Source organism: Sphingobium sp. SJ10-10 (genome assembly GCF_036038995.2).
Classification (GTDB): domain Bacteria; phylum Pseudomonadota; class Alphaproteobacteria; order Sphingomonadales; family Sphingomonadaceae; genus Sphingobium.
Map to the genome: position 1 here is coordinate 215218 of NZ_CP158133.1, position 19429 is coordinate 234646.

Below are 19429 nucleotides of genomic sequence, written 5' to 3' on the forward strand. Positions count from 1 at the left end.
GCGAAGTTCACTACAGGGAGGATGACATGAACCAATTTCCCCGCTACAATTCCATATTGCGCCTGTCCGCGTCATGCCTTGTTTTGGCATTATCGGGCCTCTCTACTGGTGTTTCGGCTCAAGTAACCAACAGCGCGGCGGATTGGTCTGGCAACGAAATCATCGTCACTGCGACCAAGCGCAATGAATCCATCCAGAACGTTCCCTTTTCCATCAATGCACAGACCGCCGAAGCGATGCAGCGCATGGGCGCCACCTCGATCGAGGACGTTTCGCGCAGCGTCGCCGGCCTGACCGTCCAGAATCTGGGGCCGGGCCAGAGCCAGGTGTCCGTACGCGGCGTGTCGGCGGGCCAGGTGGTTCGCGACCAGCCGGGCGTCAAGGAACAGGTCGGCGTCTATCTCGACGAATCCGTCATCTCCATGTCGCTGTTCACGCCGGATTTCGACCTGTTCGACCTCGACCGAGTGGAAACGTTGCGCGGGCCGCAGGGCACGCTGTTCGGCTCCGGCTCCGAAGGCGGCACCGTCCGCTACATCACCAAGCAGCCCAAGCTTGGCCAGACCGAAGGCACGGTGGAGGCGGGCGCCAATGTCCTGAAGGGCGGCGATGTCGGCTATTCCGGCAAGGGTGCGATCAACCTGCCCCTGGGCGAAACGGCGGCGATCCGCGCGGTCGGCTATGCCGAACATTATGCCGGGTTCATCGACGCCATCGGCCCTGCCGCCGGCAAGAACATCAATGACGGCCGCCGCTATGGCGGGCGTCTCAGCCTCCTCTGGGAACCCGCGCCGGGGATCAAGCTGACCCCGCGCATCATCTATCAGGATATCCGCACCAACGGCTTCAACCGGGAGGACAGCTATCATCTCTATTATAACGAGCTGATCAGCCCCTTCGACATCCTGCCCGAACGCACCCAATATCTGAAACTGCGCGAGGAGTTCCGCGACAAGACCACGCTGGCGGACTTCACGGCCAACATCGATATCGGGTCCGACGTCGCGCTGACCTCCATCACCACCTATATCCACCGCAACATTCTGGTCAGCCGCGACGCTTCGGCGCTGACCGGATCGGTTTCGGTGACGCCTTTTGTCATGACCTTCGGCGTCAACCCCGCCATCGCCAATCTGCCATCGAACTTGCGCGATACGACCAAGCTCAAGCAATGGACGCAGGAATTGCGCCTCGCCTCGACCGGCGCGGGGCCGTTCCAATGGGTGTTCGGTGGTTTCTACAGCCATGTCGACCGCAACTATGAGCAACGGCTGCCAACTCCTGGCTATGACGCCTTCATCGACGCGGCGCCGGCGCCATTCGGACCGGGCGCATCGGCAGGGGCGGCCAATGGCTTCCCGCTCAACTCGCCCTACAATGCCGACATTCCCTATATCATCAAGCAATATGCCGCCTTTGGCGAGGCGAGCTACAAGCTTGGCCAGTTCAAGCTGACAGCCGGCGGCCGCTATTACGACTTCAAGGAAGAGCGCGATTTCAAGACCGGCGGCGTCTTCCCCAATGGCGACAACCGCGTGGGCGACAAGACCGGATCGACCGGCTTCTCCCCCCGCTTCATCGCCAGCTATGAGGCCAATCGCGATCTGACCTTCAACGTTCAGGCGTCCAAGGGCTTCCGCCTGGGCGGCGTCAACGATCCGCTGAACCTGCCGCTCTGCAATGGCGGCGCGACCGGGCCGGACGCGGCGACCTATGGCAACCGTCCGACCTTCGAGGACGAAACGCTGTGGAACTATGAAGCCGGGGTGAAGGCGTCGGGCAGCGGCATCACCTTCAACGCGGCGGCCTTCTACAACGACATCAAGAATCTTCAGGTCACGGCGGATGCGGGAAGCTGTTCCTCGCGCATCCTCTTCAACGTGCCGAAGGCGCATACGGCGGGTCTGGAAGCGGAACTGAGCGCCCGCGTCTCCCCGAACCTCGATCTGTCATTGAGCGGCAGCTATATCGACTCGAAGATCGACAGCAACGTCACCGACGGAGGCGGCGCGATCATCGCGGGCATCCGCAAGGGCAACCGCCTGCCCACCGTGCCGAAGTTCCAGATGGCGGCGGCAGCGACCTATACGATGGAGATCGCGGCGGAGACCGACTGGTCCTTCACCGCCAGCTACCAGCATGTGGGCGACCGCTATACCCAACTGGACGATCAGGAGCCGGGCAAGGGCAGCTTCACCAATTCCATCTATTATGATCCGGCCACCGGCGCTTATGGGACCGGCGCGTTCAACTTCGGCTCCTACAAGCTTGGCGCCTATAATCTGGTCAATCTGTCCACGGGCGTGAGCTGGGACAGCGGTCTGTCGGTCACACTCTACGTCAACAATCTGTTCGACGAAAATGCGCTCTATTCGCTGGACCGCGAGCGCGGCGGCCGGGGCCGGCTCGGCTATAATATCGGCACCCCGCGCAAGATCGGCGTGACCGTCCGCAAGGACTTCTAAAGCCCAATCACACGGGACGCCGGAAGCCAAACCGCTTCCGGCGTCCTTATTTTTGGGCAATACACCGGGCCGATCCGTCGCTATGGTCGCCCGGTGATCGAGACCGAGAATGCCATCGCGCAAGAGATGCGCTTCGTCGAAGGCAGCGCCTTCACCATGGGCTCCGACCGCTTCTATCCAGAGGAAGCCCCGTTGCGGCAAGTCCGCGTGGACAGCTTCTGGATCGACGAAACGCCCGTCACCAACCGCCAGTTCGCGGAGTTTGTGGAGGCGACCGGCTACCGCACTTTTGCTGAGATTGCGCCCGACCCCAAAGATTATCCCGGCATGCCTCCAGAAATGGCGCGGGCCGGTTCGCTGCTGTTCCAGCGCACGGCGACGCCCGTCGACCTCAGCGATTTCAGCCAATGGTGGCATTTCAGCTTCGGCACGGACTGGCGCCATCCCCATGGCCCCGACAGCCATCTGGACGAGCTTTGGAACCATCCGGTGGTCCATGTCGTGTTTCAGGATGCGGAGGCCTATGCCAAATGGGCGGGCAAGGCGCTACCGACCGAAGCGGAGTGGGAGTTTGCGGCGCGCGGCGGGCTTGATGGCGCGGACTATGCCTGGGGCGATGAACTAGCGCCCAAGGGAGCCATGCTCGCCAATTATTGGCAGGGCATGTTCCCCTACAGCAATCTGCTGGAGGATGGTTATGAGCGAACCTCGCCGGTGCGAACCTATGCGCCCAATGGCTATGGCCTGTTCGACATGATCGGCAATGTCTGGGAATGGACGACCGATTGGTATGCCCAGCCCAGGGTCGAGCGCAAGGCGAAGGGAAGCTGCTGCGTCCCATCCAACCCACGCGGCGGCACGAGGCGGGAAAGCCTTGATCCCGTCAGTCCGCATGTGCCGATCCCAAGAAAAGTGCTGAAGGGCGGTTCCCATCTCTGCGCGCCAAGCTATTGCCAGCGCTACCGCCCCGCCGCCCGCCACCCGCAGGCGGTGGACAGTTCCACCAGCCATATCGGGTTTCGCTGCATCATCCGCGAACCGGGCCGCTGAATTTCAATAACGGGAAGACGTCATGCTCAATATCCCCTGGGACCAGCCCGCCACCATGATCGACCTTGACGGCAAGGCACCGCTCATCGGCACGATCCGCGATTGCGCCCAGCATTTCGCGATCTTCAAGCCCCATGCGAAGGAACAGGCGCGCATATTGCTGACCCAGCCCGTCCACCGCGAGGGTCGCAAGACGCGAACCTGGGTGCTGGAACCCTGGGAGATCGAAAAGCTGGTCGAACGGCTAAAGACAGAGATGCATTGAACCGATACTTATCGCACGGCGCGCCCAATTAGGCAGGCCCGCCCAGCGCCTTCACCAGCGCAAGCCGAACGCGCCGCCCCCTTCCAATTCTCCGCGCCAGCCTCTATGCAGTCCGGCGAAAGCCAGCCTCGGCCAGCTTTCACTGATCGCGCCGGTGCCCTCCCAAGGGGCTTAATAGGGAATGCGGTGATGAATCCGCGGCTGTCCCTGCAACTGTAAGCGGTGAGCGAGACGCATATCGATTCTTCGGACCGCCGGAGAATCAGCCACTGGGCCGGACGCTAAATCCTGCGAGGCCTGGGAAGGCCATGCGTCGAGCCAAGACCCGTGAGCCAGGAAACCTGCCTGCGTCTGGTCGCTCTTGCCTTGGCCCAGGGGATGGCCGCGGCACGGTACTCCGTCTGAGCGACGCTTTACGCAGCGGGAGCTGCTGTCCGCATGCCGGGCGCAAGCGCGTCCGTCCGGCATGAAGGCAGGTCCCGTCCGGTTTCGCTGACGCCGACGGGGGATCGCCCTGATGAGACCTGTTTTGAATGCCCTGGCCCGTTCCAGCCCAATGGAATCGGCCGGCCTGCTCCGCCGCCGTGCCACGGCCATGTTCGCCGCGCTGATCGCCGCCAATCTGGCCGCATGGGCCTGGGCCTTCACGATCTTCGCGGGCGATACGGTCATGCTGGGGACCGCGCTGCTGGCCTGGAGCCTGGGCCTGCGCCATGCCGTCGATGCCGACCATATCGCCGCCATCGACAATGTGACCCGTAAATTGATGCAGGACGGCCAGCGCCCGCTGACCGTCGGCTTCTGGTTCGCCATCGGCCATAGCGGCATCGTCCTGATCGCCGCCGTCACCATCGCCATCGCCGCCAATGCGCTGAGCCGCGTCGAAGCGGCGGGCGCGATCGGCGGCACCATTGCAACAATCGTCTCCGCGACATTCCTTTTCACCATCGCCGCAATGAACCTGATCATCCTGAGATCGGTTCTCAAAACCTTCAATCATGTTCGCAACGGTGGGCTCTATATCGATGAAGATATGGATATTCTGCTCGGTTCACGCGGTTTTCTGGCCCGCATCTTTCGCCCGCTTTTCCGGCTGATAACGCGGAGCTGGCATATGGCCCCGCTCGGCTTTCTCTTCGGACTCGGTTTCGACACTGCCACCGAAGTCGCGATCCTGGGCCTGTCGGCTGGCCAGGCGGCGAGCGGCCTTTCGATATCGACCGTCCTCATTTTCCCCCTGCTCTTCGCGGTGGGCATGGCGCTGATCGACACGGCGGACGGCGCGCTGATGATGGGCGCCTATCAATGGGCTTTCGTGAAGCCGATCCGCAAACTCTATTACAACATCACCATCACGCTGGTGTCCGCCCTGGTCGCGCTGCTCATCGGCGGGATCGAGGCTGCGGCGCTGCTGGGCGACAAGCTGGGCCTGACCGGCGGCATCTGGACCCTTGCCGCCGACCTTGGCGAACATTTCAACAGCCTGGGTTTCTTCATCATCGGCCTGTTCGCTGCCTGCTGGCTGGCGAGCTGGGCCATCTACCGCTGGAAACGCTTCGACGAGATCGAAGTCACTCTCGAACCGCAAGGAAATCCCGCATGAAAAAGGTTCCCGCCCCAAAAATTCCGGCCACTGTCATCACCGGCTTCCTCGGCGCGGGCAAGACGACGCTGATCCGCCACTTGATCGAAAATGCAGGTGGCCGCCGTCTTGCCCTCATCATCAACGAGTTCGGAGATGTCGGCGTCGACGGCGCGCTGGTTCAGGGCTGCGGCGACGAAGCCTGCCCGGACGAGGATATCATCGAACTGGCGAACGGTTGCATCTGCTGCACCGTCGCGGACGATTTCCTGCCGACCATGCAAAAGCTGCTCGACCGCCCGACGCCCCCCGATCACATCATCATCGAAACCTCCGGCCTTGCATTGCCCAAGCCGTTGGTGAAGGCCTTCCAATGGCCCGACATCCGCACCCGCGCCACAGTGGATGGGGTAATCACGCTGATCGACGCCGATGCATTGGCGGCAGGCCGCTTCGCCCATGACGAGGTCGCGCTTGCCGCCGCCCGCGCAGCCGATCCGACGCTTGATCATGACAGCCCGATCGAGGAATTGTTCGAGGATCAGCTTGCCTGCGCCGACCTCGTCCTGCTCAACAAGACCGACCTGGTCGATGCCGCCACACTGGCGGGTCTGGAACGGGATTTGGCCCGGGAAACCCGTCCCGGCGTCAGCATCATCCGCACGTCAAAGGGCGAAATCGATCCCGCTGTCCTGCTCGGCCTGGACTCAGGCGTGGAAGATCAGATCGATGCCCGCCCATCCCATCACGACAATGAGGAGGAGCATGATCATGATGATTTCGAGAGCTTCATCCTCGACCTTGGCGAACTGGGCACGCCCGAACCGTTGCTGGCGGCGCTCGCGGACGCCATCGCCACCCACGACCTGTTGCGGGTGAAGGGTTTCCTCGCCATCGCAGGCCGCCCCGCTCGCCTGGTCGTCCAGGCCGTCGGTCCACGCATCCAGCATCATTACGACCGCCAATGGCAGCCAAGCGAGCAACGCTCCTCCCGCCTTGTCGTGATCGGCCAGACGGGCCTGGATCGCACCGCTATCAAGGCCGCCCTCAAGGTGCAGACGGTCCCCGCCTGATGCACCTGCTGACCGCCACGCCCGGCACCGTCTCCAACGGCGACGAAGCGATCGACCTTGGCCAGTCGCCGGGCGACATCGTGCTGCTGACCGTGGCGGACAGCGAACTCGCTTGCTTCGCCAGCGCCGCCGCAGCCTTGGGTGAGGCAGGCCCAACAATCCGCCTCGCCAATCTCCTCCAGCTCAAACATCCTTATTCCGTCGATCTCTATGTCGAAAAGGTGATCGCCCACGCCAAATTCGTCTGCGTAATCCTGCTGGGCGGTAAGAGCTATTGGCCCTATGGTATTGATGAAATTACCAATATAGCCCGCGAAAAAGGCATAGCCTTTGCCGCCCTGGCCGATGGTCGGGAGGATGATCCGGACCTGCGCGCAGCCTCGACCCTGCCCGCGGAAACCTGCGACCATCTGCGCGACTATCTCCGGCAAGGCGGCATTCCCAATGCCATCGCCTTCCTCAAGACCGCCGCTCGTCTCGCGGGTTTCGATGCAGGGGCGCCCGATGCCCCGATTCCGGTGGCCGACGCCGGTCTCTACCTTCCCGGTACGGACCGTCCGACATTGGAACAGGTCAAGGCCCGCTGGACCGCAGGCCGACCGACAGCGCTGTTCGTCTTTTACCGCGCCCTGCTGATTGCGGGCACGCTCGAAGCCGTCGATGCGATGATCGCAGGGCTCGAAGCAGCAGGCCTTAATGTCCTCCCCGTCCATGTTCGCGCCCTGCGCGAACCCTTCGCCAAGGATTTCCTGCAAGGCCTGATGGAAGGGACCGCGCCTGACGTCATCCTCAACGCCACCGCCTTTGCCGCCAGCGCGCCGGGAGAACCACGCACGCGCTCGATCCTGGAGCAGGCGGACTGCCCGATCCTGCAAACCATCTTCGCCAGCGCCGAACAAGGCGCCTGGGAAGCGAGCGCCCGAGGCCTTGGCCCCCGCGATCTCGCCATGCATATCGCGCTTCCCGAAGTGGATGGCCGCCTCTTCACCCGCGCCGTCGCGTTCAAGGCCGCTGCCCGCTTCGACGAGCGCACGGAATGCAGCATCATCGTGCCCCGCATATTGGAAAATCGTGTTAGATTTGTTTCCCAACTCACTGCAAATTGGGCAAAACTCCGTCAGACCACCATTGCGGAGCGTCGCGTTGCGCTGGTACTCGCCAACTATCCCAACAAGGATGGCCGCATCGGCAATGGCGTCGGTCTCGACACGCCGGCCAGTGCCACCGCTATCCTGAAAGCGCTGGGGGAATCCGGCTACACCACCCATGACGCTCCCGCCGACGGGGCAACCCTGATGCGCCTCATGACGGGCGGCATCACCAACGCCTCCCCCGATCGTCCCGCCAAAGTCTCGCTCCTCCTCGATGCATATCAAGCCGCCTTCGCCGTCCTGCCCGAAGCCGCTCGCGAAGCGATTCACACCCGTTGGGGCATGCCCGAAGCCGACCCCTTCTTCCAGGAGGGCGCCTTCCGGCTCCCGGTCCACCGCTTCGGCAACATCGCCGTCGCGGTCCAGCCATCGCGCGGCTATCATATCGATCCCAAGGCCAGCTATCACGACCCGGCCCTGCCGCCGCCGCACGCCTATCTCGCCTTCCACATCTGGCTGACGCAGGAATTTAGCGCCCATGCCGTCGTTCATGTCGGCAAGCACGGCAATCTCGAATGGCTCCCCGGAAAGGCCATCGCGCTATCGGAAAACTGCTTCCCCGAAATCTGCGCCGGGCCGATCCCGCAAATCTACCCCTTCATCGTCAACGATCCCGGCGAAGGCACGCAGGCCAAGCGCCGCATCGGCGCCTGCATCATCGACCATCTGACGCCACCCCTTACCCGGGCCGAAACCTATGGTCCGCTCAAGGAACTGGAGGCGCTGGTCGACGAATATTATCTCGCCGCCGGCATGGACCCGCGCCGTTTGGAAACGCTGCGCAAGGACATACTCGCGCTCGCCGCTTCGCAGGGGTTGGATAAGGATGCAGACGCTCAAGGCAGCGGAGAAGATGCTTTAGCTGCGATCGACAACTATCTGTGCGACCTCAAGGAAATGCAGATCCGTGACGGCCTGCATATCTTTACCCAAAGCCCTGAAGGCCATCTCCGCCGTGATCTGCTCATAGCCCTTGCCCGCTGTCCCAGAGGCATGGATCATGAAGGCCAGCAATCCCTCCTGCGCGCGCTTGCCGATGACCTGGCGCTGAATTTCGACCCGCTCGATTGCGTCATGGGCAGCCCCTGGACGGGCCTCCGCCCGGAACCGCTCCAAGGCTTGACCCAAGCCCCATGGCGCACCACCGGCGACACAGTGGAGCGTCTAGAACTCTACGCCATCCATCTCCTTGATAGCGAGGAGCCTGCCCCCGGCCCGCTAAGCGCCGCTGTCCTGAACGCTATCGAAACCGACCTCGCCCCCCGCGTCAGCGCTTGCGGCGAAGCCGAAAGGACTGCGCTTCTATCGGCGCTCAACGGCAATTTCGTCCTTCCCGGTCCTTCCGGCGCGCCGACGAGAGGCCGCCCGGACGTCCTCCCCACGGGCCGCAATTTCTACTCGATCGACACCCGCGCCGTGCCCACGATCGCCGCCTGGAATCTCGGCCAGCGCTCCGCCGATCTCATCGTGCAGGACTATCTCCAGCGAGAGGGCGACTATCCCCGCGCCATCGCGCTTTCCGCCTGGGGCACGGCCAATATGCGCACCGGCGGCGATGACATCGCGCAGGCTCTCGCCCTGATGGGGGCGCGCCCTCGCTGGGACTGGGCTTCCGGCCGGGTCATCGGGTTCGAGGTGATGAAGATCGCGGAACTGAATCGGCCAAGAGTGGACGTCACCTTCCGCGTCTCCGGCTTTTTCCGCGATGCCTTCCCTGAGCAGATCGACCTGCTGGACAGCGCCGCCCGCGCCGTCATGGCGCTGGACGAACCGGAGGAGGACAATCCCGCCGCTGCCCGCCATCGTATCGAAACCGCCGCCCTGATCGCCCAAGGCACGCCGGAAAAAACCGCCCGGCGCCGGGCCGGAAGCCGCGTCTTCGGCTCGAAGCCCGGAGCCTATGGCGCGGGTCTACAGGCGATGATCGACGAGAAGATCTGGCACGACCGCGCCGACCTTGCGAACGTCTATCTCGACTGGGGCAGCTATGCCTATGGCGGCGGCGTGGAAGGCGAAGCCGAGCGCAACCTTTTTGCCGAGCGCCTGACCCAAGCCGACGCCCTGATCCAGAACCAGGACAATCGCGAACATGATCTGCTCGACAGCGACGATTATTACCAGTTCGAGGGCGGGATAGCCGCCGCCGTCGAACATCTCTCCGGCAAGAAACCGCTCAGCTATCATAACGATCACAGCCGCCCGGAACGCCCCGTCATCCGCACGCTGGAGGATGAGATCGGCCGCATCGTGAGAGCGCGGGTCACCAACCCCAAATGGATCGCGGGCATGATGCGCCATGGTTACAAGGGCGCGTTCGAGATCGCCGCCTCGGTCGATTATCTCTTCGCCTTCGCCGCCACCACCCATGCGGTGAAGGATCATCATTTCGACGCCGTCCACGCCGCCTTCATTGAGGACGAGACGGTTCGCGCCTTCATGGCGGAGGCCAATCCGGCAGCCCTGCGCGAAACCGCCGCCCGCTTGTCCGAAGCGCTCGATCGCGCGCTTTGGAAACCCAGGTCGAACAGCGCCGCCATGCTCCTAACCCAACTCAAGGACGCCTAGAAATGATCGAACGCACCCCCGAACAACATGCCGAAAAGATGAAGAAGAAACAGGCCGCCCATGACAAGATCATGGCGACCAAGACCCAGGAAAAGGGTCTTCTCATCGTCCATACCGGCAAGGGCAAGGGCAAGACGACGGCAGCTCTGGGCATGGTCGTCCGCGCCATCGGCCATGGCAGGAAAGTGGGCGTCGTCCAGTTCGTGAAGGGCGCCATGACCACCGGAGAAAAAACGGTGTTCGATGCGTTTCCCGACCATGTCGAGTTCAAGTCCATGGGCGAAGGCTTCACCTGGAACACGCAGGACCGTACGCGGGACATTGCCCTTGCCCGTGAAGCATGGGATGAAGTCAGACGCATGATTGCCGACCCGGCCTATGATATGGTCCTTGCCGATGAGCTCAATATCGTCCTGCGCTACGACTATCTGCCGGTCGAAGAGGTGCTGGAAGCCGTGACCGCCAGAAGCGAAATGAAGCACGTCCTCATCACCGGCCGCAACGCGCCCGAAGCGCTGATCGAGGCGGCCGATCTCGTCACCGAAATGACCCTTGTCAAACATCCCTTCCGCAGCGGCGTGAAGGCTCAGCCAGGAATCGAATTCTGACACATACTGCCTTCGACATCGCCGCTTTCGAGGAATTGGTGCACCTGCGTCGCGATGTGCGCCATTTCCTGACCGATCCGCTGGATGAACATGAGGTCGAACGCCTCCTCGCCCTCGCCCACAGCGCGCCCTCGGTGGGGCTGTCGCAACCCTGGCGCTTCGTCCGGATCGCCACGCCCGCCTTGCGCGAAGATCTCGCCGTCCATATCGATGCCCAGATCATCAAGGCGGGCAAGATTTATGAAGGCGATGAAGACAGGCTGTACCGTAGCCTGAAACTGCACGGCCTGCGGGAGGCGCCGGTGCTGTTCGCCGTCTATTGCGACGAAGGCACTGAAACCGGCCATAAGCTGGGCGCTATCACCATGCCGGAAGCACGCCGCTATAGCTGCGTGATGGCGATTCACACTATCTGGCTGGCCGCCCGCACGCGCGGCATCGGCATGGGATGGATATCGATTCTGGATCGTCCCACGGTCGATGCGATGCTGGAGGTTCCGGAAAATTGGCGCTGCCTCGGCCTGCTGTGCCTCGGCTATCCGGTGAGCGAGGAAGCGACGCCGGAACTGGAACGGCGCGGCTGGGAGCATCGCACCGATTGGCATTCCGCGATCGTGACTCGCTGACTCCCCTACTGCCTGCGCAGGGGAGCAAATTCTCCCCACTTCCCTTTCCCCCACTCTGCGCGTATGAACCGCCTCCGGAGCGGGCATCCGTTCGCTCCATCGATCGCGTCGGTGCCCCGCAAGGGGCTTAAATGGGAACGCGGTGCGGGAGGAAACTCCCTAATCCGTGGCTGTCCCTGCAACTGTGAGCGGCGAGCAAGGCAAGGATCGGCCAACCCCCATCAACCGGGGACGGCCAGCCACTGGAGCAATCCGGGAAGGCCCCCTGCCAAGGCTATGACCCGCAAGCCAGGAGACCTGCCGAACGCAAAGGTCGCTCTAGCCATGACCCAGGGGATGGTCGCGGCTCGGTTCTCCGCACGAGCGACGGATAAGCGGCTGGGGAAGCATCCTCCAGTCGTCGTTGCGACGTGGGAGGTGAAATCCGGTGCCAGACGCGCAGAGCGCATCATCCGCCGCCATTCGCGGCTGGTGTCCCACGGCCTGGCGCCCGATGATGGCGGGCGACGGCCTGCTGGTGCGCGTCCGCCCTCCGCTCGGCCGCATGACGGTGGCCCAGGCTATCGGCCTCAGCGATGCCGCCCGCCGCCACGGCAACGGCCAGATCGACCTCACCAACCGCGCCGCGCTTCAGGTCCGGGGCGTGACGGAGCAAAGCCATCCCGCGCTGCTCGGGCAGCTTGTCGCGCTCGGCCTCACCGATCCTGATCCGACCCGCGAAGCGCGCCGCAATTTCCTGCTCGCTCCCGATTGGTCCGCCGGAGACGACACGCAAAACATCGCCCAAAATCTGCTTGCCCGTCTCGACGACCTGCCCGATCTTCCTCCCAAGATCGGCATTGCCATCGACACCGGCCCTGCTCCCTGCCTCACCCGCGTCCCCGCCGATTTCCGCTTCGAACGCAGTTCCCCTGGCGCCCTGCTGCTCCGCGCCGAAGGACACGCCTTCGGCACGCCCACCTCTGCGGAAACGGCCGTTCAGGATCTGATCGCGCTCACCCGCTGGTTCCTGGCAACGGACGGAGCCACCTCCGGCCGTATGGCGCGGCACAAAGCACCGCTGCTAGTACATCCCAAGGTCGCTCCCGCTGCGGCACGCCCGATTCCGCAGCTTCTCACCCAGGCTCCCGGTCCCTTTCACGGCATCCCCTTCGGTCGGCTCGACGCTGACAGCCTCACCGCTCTGGCCGGACAGCAAGGCGTTGTCGCGCTGCGCCTTACCCCATGGCGCGGCCTGATTCTCGAAGGCGGCACGACCAGCCCCGATCACGCCTTCACCGACCCGTTGCTCCGCATCGACGCATGTCCCGGCGCACCGGCCTGCCCGCAGGCCAGCGTAGCGACCCGCGGCCTCGCCACCCGGCTTGCACCCCTTGTCGACGGCTCGCTGCATGTTTCCGGCTGCGCCAAGGGCTGCGCGCGTCCAAGGCCTGCCGACATCGTCCTCACCGGCAATCGGGGCCGCTTCGACCTTTCCCGCAAGGCCCGCGCCGGATCGCCGCCCGACCAGGCCAGCCTTGCCCCCGACCAGATTCTCGCCCTCTTCGGAAGCCACTAATGCCCCATATCTACGAAACCGATGGCGCCGCCATCTACCGGCAATCCTTCCGCACCATCCGTGCCGAGGCCGATCTCGCTCGCTTCTCGACGGAGGAAGAACGCATCGCGGTCCGCATGATCCACGCGGCGGGGCTGGTCGGCCTGGCTTCCCACATCCGCTTTTCCCCTACTTTCGCCCGGACCGCCATCGCTGCGCTGGAGGCAGGGGCGGCGATCCTATGCGATGCGCGCATGGTGTCCGAAGGCGTCACCACAAGACGCTTGCCTGCCCAAAACCCGATCCTTTGCACGCTGAACGATCCACAAGTTCCAACGCTGGCGGCGCAAATGTCGAACACCCGCTCGGCGGCCGCGCTCGAACTCTGGCGCCCGCATCTGGAGGGGGCGCTGGTCGCGATCGGCAATGCCCCCACAGCGCTTTTCCATCTGCTCAATATGCTGGAAGACCCCGCCTGTCCCCGCCCCGCCGCGATCATCGGTTGCCCGGTCGGCTTCGTCGGCGCGGCGGAGTCCAAGGAAGCGCTCTGGCAGAGTCAGCCCGTCCCCTGCTGCATCGTGGAGGGCCGTCTGGGCGGCAGCGCCATCACGGTCGCGGCGATCAATGCGATAGCGAGTCCGGCAGAATGACCAACGGCATCATCCATGGCGTAGGCCTGGGCCCCGGCGCGCAGGACCTGATGAGCGTCCGCGCCGACCGCCTGATCCGCGAAGCCAGCCATGTCTCCTATTTCCGCAAAAGGGGAAAATCCGGCCATGCCCGCCGGATCGTGGAGGGCATGTTGCGTCCTGACGCCATCGAATATCCGATGGAATATCCGGTGACGACGGAAATCCCGCTGTCCGACCCGCGCTATAATGAAGTCCTGTCCGGCTTCTACGCCGATTGCACCGCCCATCTGGACCGGCTTTCCGCCACTGGCGAGGATGTGGTGGTCCTCTGCGAAGGCGATCCCTTTTTCTACGGCAGCTTCATGCACCTGCACAGCCGTCTCTCGGCGCCCGTAAAGATCGTCCCCGGCATCACCGGCATGTCCGGCGCCTGGACCGCCAGTGGCACGCCGATCAGTTGGGGCGACGATGTGACGACGGTGCTGATGGCTACCTTGCCTGAAGAGGAACTGGCCCGCCGTATCCGTGACACAAACGCGCTGGTCGTCATGAAGATCGGCCGCAACCTCCCCAAGCTCCGCCGCGCTGTCGAAGCGGCCGGCAAGCAGGACTGCGCCTGGCTGGTGGAATATGCGACCATGGCCGATCAGCGGATCACGCCTTTGGCGGAGGCAATCGATGTCACCGCCTATTTCTCGATCCTGCTGATCCACGGGCAGGGCCGCCGTCCATGACGGGCTGGATCGCCATAGCAGGCCTCGGCCCAGGAGCGGACGCGCTCATCACGCCGGAGGTATCGGATGCGCTGGCGGAGGCGAGCGACGTCATCGGCTATATCCCCTATGTCGCCCGCATTGCGGAACGTCCCGGCCTGACGCTCCATGCCACGGACAACCGCGTCGAACTGGATCGCGCCACCCACGCATTGACCCTCGCCGCGCAAGGGAAGCGGGTGGCGGTCGTGTCCTCCGGCGATCCCGGCGTCTTCGCCATGGCCTCCGCCCTGTTCGAGGCGCTCGAAGCGGGTCCGAAGGAATGGCGCATGCTCGACATCCGCGTCCTCCCCGGCATCACCGCCATGCTCGCCGCCGCCGCGAAGGCGGGTGCGCCGCTCGGCCATGATTTCTGCGCCATCAACCTGTCCGACAATCTCAAGCCCTGGCCGCTGATCGAGCGCCGCCTGCGCCTCGCTGTACAGGCCGATTTCGCCATGGCCTTCTACAATCCGCGCTCCAGGTCTCGCCCTGAAGGCTTCGGACGCGCATTGGATGTCTTGCGCGAGGAATGCTGCGAGGATCGCCTCATCCTGTTCGCCCGCGCCGTCTCGACACCGGAAGAGAGCCTGCATATCGTCCCCTTGAGCGGGGCCACTCCGGACATGGCCGACATGCGCACCATCGTCATCGTCGGGTCCAGCCGCACCCGCCTGATCGAGCGGCCCGGCCAGCCCATCCTCTACACTCCCCGCTCTGCCGCATGACCCAGCCATTCCAGCACCCCGGAGACCTCATGCGTCACCTGCGCGGCGGGACAGGGGGGGCGGTCGATCATCACGACCGGCAGTCCCAGCGACCGAGCCGCGATCAGCTTCGCTTGCGCGCCGCTGCCCCCCGCATTTTTCGAGATGATGATGTCGATGCCATGATCGCGCATCAACCTTATGTCTCCATCACTGGTGAAAGGGCCCCGGTCGACCACCAGACTATGGCGCGGCAGTCCCGGCGCAACGACCGGCATGTCGACGAAGCGCAACAGATAATGATGCTGCGGCTGTACGGCGAAAGCGTCGACATGCATTCGTCCCAACGCCAGCATCACATTCCGGGCGGACCCGTTCAGCGTCGCCACGGCTCCGGCAATGTCCGGCACATGCGTCCAGCGATCCCCCTCCGCCGCGACCCAGGACGGCCTGGTCAGCATGATATGCTCCACTCCGGCCTCTCGCGCAGCCGCCACGGCATGCTCGCTCATCGTCGCGGCGAAGGGATGGGTCGCATCGACCAGATGGGTGACGCGCTCGTCCCGCAGATGGCGAACCAGCCCCGCGACGCCGCCGAAACCGCCGACGCGCACCGGGACGGGCTGCGCTCGTGGCCTGTCCGTCCGCCCGGCATAGCTCAACACAGCGGGCGCGTGTCGCTCGGCCAGTGCCGCAGCAAGCGCGCTGGCCTCGGTCGTCCCGCCCAATATGAGGATATTGGAAATGCCCGAAGCTCCTGAAGGTCACTGGCCTGACGGTCCCTGGCTGACGATCGTCGGGATCGGAGAAGACGGCCTGGATGGCCTGTCGTCCGCCGCCCGCGACGCGCTGGAGGACGCCGCGCTCATCATGGGAGCGCCGCGCCATCTCGCGCTGCTGCCTGCCTTTAAGGCGGAAACCCTGATCTGGCCAGTCCCGTTCGAAGAGGGCGTTCGGGCGTTGCTGGCCCGGCGTGGCAAACCCACCGTCATGCTGGCCTCGGGCGATCCCTTCTGGTTCGGCGCGGGCGCCAGCGTCACGCGACATCTGGAGCGGCAGGAATGGACGGCGCACCCCGCACCGTCCACCTTTGCTCTCGCCGCCGCCCGACTAGGCTGGCCGCTTCAGGATATGGAATGCCACGGTCTCCATGCCGCGCCGCTGACACGGCTGCGCCCAAGCCTCGTGCCGGGCCGCCGCGCCATCCTGCTGCTGCGCGACGGCCCGGCGGTGGGCGAACTGGCTGCCTGGCTGAAAGAGCAAGGATTCGGCACCTCGACCATCCATGTGCTGGAAGCGCTGGACGGCCCGCGCGAGCGCATCCGCCAAAGCACGGCGGAAACGCTGGACTTTGCCGACATCGCCCATCCCGTCGCGGTCGGCCTGTCGATGACGGGCGAAGGCCGGACACTTCCCCGCTCCAGCGGTATCCCCGACGACTGGTTCGACCATGACGGCCAGATCACCAAGCGCCCCGCCCGCGCCCTGACCCTGTCCGCGCTGGCGCCCCGCCCCAGTGAAACGCTTTGGGACATAGGGGCAGGGTCCGGCTCGATCGCCATAGAATGGCTTCTCGCCCATCCCTCGACGGATGCGGTCGCTTTCGAAGCCGATCCCGAACGCGCCGCCCGTACACGCGCCAACGCCTTCGCGTTGGGGGTGGACCGCCTGGCCGTCATCGAAGGCAGAGCCCCGGACATTCTGGGCGGCCGGTCCCGCCCCGACGCCGTCTTCATCGGTGGGGGTCTCAGCCAAGCTCTGCTTGAAACGCTGTTCGCCCTGCCCGGCGGACCCACGCGCCTCGTCGCCAACGCCGTTACACTGGAATCCGAAACGCTGCTTGCCCAATGGCATGCCGCCAAGGGCGGCGAGCTGCTCCGCATCGAACTATCGCAGGCAGCGCCCCTCGGCACCCGTCGCGGCTGGCGTTCCGCCTATCCGCTGGTGCAGTGGAGCGTCACGCTATGATCGTCGCCGGCTTCGGCTTCCGGACGAGCGCGTCCATTGCCTCGCTGGAATCTGCGCTGGAAGAGGCGACGGGCGCAAAGATTACCGTGGATGCGCTCGCCACGCTGGATCGCAAAGCCGACCAGCTCGCCCCATTGGCGCACAAGCTGTCCCTCCCCCTCATCGCCATCACAGCGGACCGTCTGGCCAATCAACCAACGATCACCCGATCTCCCGCCAGCATCGCAGCCTATGGCACCGGCAGCGTGGCCGAAGCTGCCGCCCTCGCCGCCCTCGCCCCCCATGCGCGCCTGCTCGCTCCCCGCGCCTTCTCACCCGATCGCCTTGCGAGTTGCGCCCTAGCCGAAAGCCGCCGCCCATGACCGTCCATTTCATTGGCGCAGGTCCCGGCGCGCCCGACCTCATCACCCTGCGCGGGCGCGACCTGATCGCAAGCTGCCCCGTCTGCCTCTATGCCGGTTCGCTCGTGCCCGCCGCCTTGCTCGATCACTGCCCGCCGGGTGCGCGAATCGTGAACAGCGCGCCGCTCACCCTGGACGAAATCATCGCCATCATGGCTGAGGCCGATGAAGCAGGGCAGGATATCGCCCGCCTCCATTCCGGCGACCCGTCTGTCTGGTCGGCCATGGGGGAGCAACTCCGGCGCCTGAAAGCACTCGGCATCCCCACCAGCATCACGCCCGGCGTCCCGTCCTTCGCCGCCGCCGCCGCCGCGATCGGCGCGGAACTGACCCTGCCCGAACTCGGCCAGTCGCTCGTCCTCACCCGCACCCCCGGTCGCGCCAGCGCCATGCCGCCCGGCGAAAGCCTGACCGCCTTCGGAGCGACGGGCGCCACGCTCGCCATCCATCTTTCGATCCATAATCTGGCTCAGGTAGTAGGCGACCTTACGCCGCTTTATGGCGCCGCATGCCCCGTGGCCGTGGTCTGGCGCGCAAGCTGGCCCGACCAGAGGATCGTCCGCGCCACGCTCGCCACCATCGCGCAAGCCGCAGCCGATGGCCCCGAACGCACCGCCATCATCCTGGTCGGCCCGGTGCTGGGCAATGAGGATTTCATGGAAAGCAGCCTTTATGCCCCCAGCTATGACCGCCGGTTCCGTCCGGCCAGCGCCGATTCCGTCTTCATCGACAAGCCATGACGCCCGGCTTGCTCATAGCCGCCCCCCGCTCCGGATCGGGCAAGACGACCGTCACGCTCGGCCTGCTGCGCGCCTTCACTCGCATGGGGCTCAGGGTTCAGCCGTTCAAGTCCGGCCCCGACTATATCGACCCCGCCTTTCAGCAGGCCGCAGCCCGCCGTCCGTCCTTCAACCTCGATAGCTGGGCCATGTCCCGCACGCGAATCGCCGCCATCGCGGACGGGCCGGATGCCGATCTTATCCTGACGGAAGGCGTGATGGGTCTGTTCGACGGCGCGCCCGCCAGCGGAGAAGCAGGCACCGGCTCCAGCGCCGACATCGCCGCCCTGTTCGGCTGGCCGGTCGTCCTCGTCATGGACGTGTCGGGCCAGAGCCAGTCCGCCGCCGCCATCGCCAGCGGCTTCCGGAGCCTGCGTTCCGATATCGCCATGGCAGGCGTGATCCTCAACCATGTCGCCAGCGAGCGTCATGAAAGGCTGATCCGCGCAGCAATGGCGCAGGCGGGCATAGCGGTCCTCGGGGCCATCCCTCGCTCCGCCGAACTCGGCTTGCCGGAACGGCATCTCGGACTGGTCCAGGCCAGCGAACAGACCGATCTCGACCGGGTCATCGATCGCATGGCCGACATCGTCGCCGCTCATGTGGACCTGAACGCGATCCGCGAGGCTGCCTGTCCGACGATACCGCAAGACCGTTGCGCAGTCCCGTCGATACCGCCCGGCCAGCGCATCGCCATCGCCCAGGACGAAGCCTTTTCCTTCACCTACGCGCATCTTCTGTCGGACTGGCGAAGCGCGGGGGCGGAAATCCTGCCCTTTTCCCCTCTGGCCGACGAAGCGCCCGCCGCCGATGCCGATGCCGTCTGGCTCCCCGGCGGCTATCCTGAACTGCACGCCGCCCGCATCGCCCATGCGCACCATTTCCTGTCCGGCCTGCGCCGCCATGCGCAAGACCGGCCCGTCCATGGCGAATGCGGCGGCTATATGGTCTTAGGCCAAGCGCTGATCGACGCGCAGGGCCAGGCTCACGCCATGGCGGGCCTGCTCGGCCTGGTCACCAGTTTTGCGGAGCGGCGCCTGCATCTGGGCTATCGCCGGGCACGCCTGCTCGCGCCCATGGGCGGCATGCCCGCCGGTGCGATGCTGAACGGCCATGAATTTCACTATTCCACGATCGTCGAGCAGCCCGACAGCCCGCTGGCGCGCGTGACCGATGCGGAAGGTAACGCCGTCGCATCCAGCGGATCGCATCGCGGCCTCGTCACTGGCAGTTTCTTCCACCTCATCGCCCCCGCATCGGAAGCCTGA

At 64.8% G+C, this 19429-nt stretch carries 17 protein-coding genes and 2 riboswitches; of the genes, 16 read left to right on the forward strand and 1 reads right to left on the reverse strand.

What is annotated here, in order from left to right; all coding sequences use genetic code 11:
• The first annotated feature begins 26 nt into the window (after positions 1-26).
• The 12 genes from VVT58_RS16700 (at position 27) to cobJ (ending at position 15034) form a co-directional block, all read left to right on the forward strand.
• Entirely contained in the window at positions 27-2465 is a 2439-nt protein-coding gene (locus VVT58_RS16700; RefSeq protein ID WP_327754565.1) for a TonB-dependent receptor, read from the forward strand.
• Positions 2466-2591: 126 nt separating this feature from the next.
• On the forward strand, positions 2592-3515 hold the full coding sequence (locus tag VVT58_RS16705; RefSeq protein WP_327754601.1) for a formylglycine-generating enzyme family protein: 924 nt from the start codon (positions 2592-2594) through the stop codon (positions 3513-3515).
• 22 nt (positions 3516-3537) lie between these two features.
• The gene (locus VVT58_RS16710; protein WP_327754566.1) at positions 3538-3780 is read left to right on the forward strand and encodes a hypothetical protein; all 243 of its coding nucleotides are present in this window, start codon (positions 3538-3540) and stop codon (positions 3778-3780) included.
• Positions 3781-3915: 135 nt separating this feature from the next.
• Positions 3916-4144, forward strand: a riboswitch (cobalamin riboswitch).
• 153 nt (positions 4145-4297) lie between these two features.
• Positions 4298-5383 (forward strand): HoxN/HupN/NixA family nickel/cobalt transporter, encoded by a 1086-nt coding sequence (locus VVT58_RS16715; protein ID WP_405053748.1) that lies wholly within the window; start codon positions 4298-4300, stop codon positions 5381-5383.
• Positions 5380-6435 (forward strand): cobalamin biosynthesis protein CobW, encoded by a 1056-nt coding sequence (cobW, locus tag VVT58_RS16720; RefSeq protein WP_327754567.1) that lies wholly within the window; start codon positions 5380-5382, stop codon positions 6433-6435. Before VVT58_RS16715 ends, cobW begins: the two co-directional genes overlap by 4 nt.
• On the forward strand, positions 6435-10151 hold the full coding sequence (gene cobN / locus VVT58_RS16725) for a cobaltochelatase subunit CobN (RefSeq protein WP_327754568.1): 3717 nt from the start codon (positions 6435-6437) through the stop codon (positions 10149-10151). The genes cobW and cobN overlap by 1 nt, the downstream gene beginning before the upstream one ends.
• A 2-nt stretch (positions 10152-10153) precedes the next feature.
• Positions 10154-10759 (forward strand): cob(I)yrinic acid a,c-diamide adenosyltransferase, encoded by a 606-nt coding sequence (gene cobO, locus VVT58_RS16730; protein WP_066562507.1) that lies wholly within the window; start codon positions 10154-10156, stop codon positions 10757-10759.
• A 17-nt stretch (positions 10760-10776) separates the two neighbouring features.
• Positions 10777-11385, forward strand: a complete 609-nt coding sequence (bluB, locus tag VVT58_RS16735) for a 5,6-dimethylbenzimidazole synthase (protein ID WP_327754603.1) — start codon at positions 10777-10779, stop codon at positions 11383-11385.
• 92 nt (positions 11386-11477) lie between these two features.
• Positions 11478-11705, forward strand: a riboswitch (cobalamin riboswitch).
• A gap of 173 nt (positions 11706-11878) precedes the next feature.
• The gene (locus VVT58_RS16740; RefSeq protein WP_327754604.1) at positions 11879-12943 is read left to right on the forward strand and encodes a cobalamin biosynthesis protein CobG; all 1065 of its coding nucleotides are present in this window, start codon (positions 11879-11881) and stop codon (positions 12941-12943) included.
• A complete protein-coding gene (locus VVT58_RS16745) occupies positions 12943-13572 on the forward strand; it encodes a precorrin-8X methylmutase (RefSeq protein ID WP_327754569.1) in 630 nt (209 codons plus the stop codon). The genes VVT58_RS16740 and VVT58_RS16745 overlap by 1 nt, the downstream gene beginning before the upstream one ends.
• A complete protein-coding gene (gene cobI, locus VVT58_RS16750) occupies positions 13569-14288 on the forward strand; it encodes a precorrin-2 C(20)-methyltransferase (protein ID WP_327754571.1) in 720 nt (239 codons plus the stop codon). Before VVT58_RS16745 ends, cobI begins: the two co-directional genes overlap by 4 nt.
• On the forward strand, positions 14285-15034 hold the full coding sequence (cobJ, locus tag VVT58_RS16755) for a precorrin-3B C(17)-methyltransferase (protein ID WP_327754572.1): 750 nt from the start codon (positions 14285-14287) through the stop codon (positions 15032-15034). Before cobI ends, cobJ begins: the two co-directional genes overlap by 4 nt.
• On the opposite strand, the gene VVT58_RS16760 is transcribed toward cobJ, so the two are convergent.
• Positions 15010-15759, reverse strand: coding sequence for a cobalt-precorrin-6A reductase (locus VVT58_RS16760; protein ID WP_327754605.1), 750 nt, complete (start codon positions 15757-15759; stop codon positions 15010-15012). The two genes, cobJ and VVT58_RS16760, sit on opposite strands and share 25 nt — an antisense overlap.
• Between VVT58_RS16760 and cbiE the strand changes: the two genes are divergently transcribed.
• The 4 genes from cbiE to VVT58_RS16780 are packed head-to-tail and all read left to right on the forward strand — an operon-like array spanning position 15758 to position 19429.
• Complete coding sequence (cbiE, locus tag VVT58_RS16765; RefSeq protein ID WP_327754573.1) at positions 15758-16981, forward strand: precorrin-6y C5,15-methyltransferase (decarboxylating) subunit CbiE; 1224 nt, start codon at positions 15758-15760, stop codon at positions 16979-16981. The two genes, VVT58_RS16760 and cbiE, sit on opposite strands and share 2 nt — an antisense overlap.
• Positions 16978-17343, forward strand: coding sequence for a cobalamin biosynthesis protein (locus tag VVT58_RS16770; protein WP_327754574.1), 366 nt, complete (start codon positions 16978-16980; stop codon positions 17341-17343). The genes cbiE and VVT58_RS16770 overlap by 4 nt, the downstream gene beginning before the upstream one ends.
• Positions 17340-18122 (forward strand): precorrin-4 C(11)-methyltransferase, encoded by a 783-nt coding sequence (gene cobM / locus VVT58_RS16775; RefSeq protein WP_327754575.1) that lies wholly within the window; start codon positions 17340-17342, stop codon positions 18120-18122. Before VVT58_RS16770 ends, cobM begins: the two co-directional genes overlap by 4 nt.
• Entirely contained in the window at positions 18119-19429 is a 1311-nt protein-coding gene (locus VVT58_RS16780) for a cobyrinate a,c-diamide synthase (protein ID WP_327754576.1), read from the forward strand. Before cobM ends, VVT58_RS16780 begins: the two co-directional genes overlap by 4 nt.